The 1,870-nt window shown below is 37.0% G+C and carries 2 protein-coding genes; both read right to left on the bottom strand.

Annotated elements, in window-relative coordinates:
- Positions 1-91 precede the first annotated feature (91 nt).
- Entirely contained in the window at positions 92-1,471 is a 1,380-nt protein-coding gene (locus AC06OU_RS10860; protein WP_475855733.1) for an NAD(P)-binding domain-containing protein, read from the bottom strand.
- Positions 1,472-1,561: 90 nt separating this feature from the next.
- The coding region (locus tag AC06OU_RS10855) for a MarR family winged helix-turn-helix transcriptional regulator (protein WP_475855731.1) at positions 1,562-1,870 on the bottom strand (309 nt) is incomplete at its 5' end.

Raw genomic sequence — 1,870 nt, 5'->3', positions numbered from 1 at the left:
AAGATCTGGCTTCCCTAACCAGTTTTAGGTAGGAAAGAAAGTATTCTGTAGATAAATTAGCACCATTATTTACAGTCACTTAAATTCACCTCTAACATTTGGATACTTCAGTTCCACAACATGATTGTGCAGAATTTTGTGGTGTTAAATTAACACTACAAACGCCTGTTTCTGGCAAATCTAGTTCCACCTTTCTAGCCGATTCAAAATCCCCCGTCAGATGGGCCACAATAGATCTAACTTGTTCATAACCAGTGGCCATTAAGAAGGTTGGAGCTCGACCATAACTTTTCATTCCTACAATATAGAAGTCTTTTTCTGGCTGTCTTAATATCTCTTCCCCATGAGGGCGAACCGTACCGCAACTGTGAAGATTTGGATCAATTAATGGAGCAAGTGCTTCGACACTTTCTGTAGCAGTATCTATGTTTAGTCTGATTTCTCTTTCAAATGAGAAGTCTGGACGGCTGCCTGTGTTTGCAATGACTTCATCGACAGGAGAAAGTGTTTCTTCACTACCTTCTGATTCCCCAGTGATTGTGATTCCATCGTTTGTTTTAGTTAGTTGATGAATAAAGAAAGGGGTATGCACTTTTACTTGACCGACATCAACTAGGTGATGAATACGACTTCCCAACTCCCCTCTTGCTTCGAGAGCGTCTTTATCTTCTCCGCCATAAGCATCTTCTACGCTTTTCTTTCGCATAATCCACGTAATTTCCACATCATTCTCTAACTGTGATAATTCTAAAATCGTGTTTATGGCTGTATGACCTCCACCTATTACAGCAACTCGTTTACCTTTGTATTTATCCTTATGCTCCCCTTTAATATCTGGAATACCATAATATATATATTGTTTTAATTCTTTTTCTTCTTTTGTCCAAACATTATCGGCATTTATCGGATTTGGTTGTGACCAAGTTCCCGTAGCATCTATGACTGCCCTTGCTTCCACTCTTTTTGATAGTCCTTGTTGTTCCAGGTATAAAACAAAGGACGATTTTTCACGATTAGCAGACTTCATTTTATCTAAGCCTTTTTTACTGATGGAAACAACTTTTGTATTCAGTAATAGATAGGGATTTATTTCAGGTACATTGGCTAAAGGCTTTAAATACTCGTTAACCAGTTCACTGCCCAACGGAAGTTGATTCAAAACAGGTGCTTTCCACTCATATTTTTCTAGAATTTTTTTAGCTATCTTATCCATATTGTATTGCCATGGCGAGAACAACCGTACATGTCCCCAGTTTAGAATATTACTCCCAACACTATCACCTGACTCGATTAATATAAAACGTTCACCGATATTAGCTAAATGCGCCGCCGCCGCTAACCCTACAGGACCAGCACCTATAATAGCGATTGGTAATACCTTGTTTAAAGATGTTTCTAAGTCTATATTTATTTTTGCAGCAGGTTTACAGCATCCACCAGTGTTTACTTGTTTCAGTTCAATGTTATTCATTCTCCATACCTCCATTAATTTTTATTTACATGTTATCATTAATTGCATTTTGCAAGTAATGTATATTTTTTTAAGCAAGAATTAACTTGCTTAAAATAAAGGCGTACAACAAACACTTGATTTGGACATGGCTTGATTAAGTAATTTAATAGAACGAATAACTGTTTCCTTTTCAAATTCGTTCATATGCGAGAATACTTCCTCTAAGTAAGCATTCATTGATTCGTCAATGTTTGTGGCGACAAACTTACCTTGTTCTGTAAGAGATAAGATAAATACCCTTTTGTCTGCTGAAGATGGTGTTTTCTTTACTAATTCCATTTTAATGAGTGTCTGGATTTGCCGACTAAAAGTTGTTATATCCATTGCTATTGCTTCTGCAATTTGTTGCATCGATGG

The sequence above is a fragment of the Psychrobacillus sp. genome (genome assembly GCF_056205495.1).
Note: the sequence above shows the minus strand (reverse complement) of the source record. Positions and strands in the feature narration are given on the sequence as shown.

Coding starts and splice junctions, on each gene's coding strand:
- AC06OU_RS10860 (WP_475855733.1), bottom strand. CDS start 1,471: ATGAATAACATTGAACTGAAACAAGTAAACACTGGTGGATGCTGTAAA.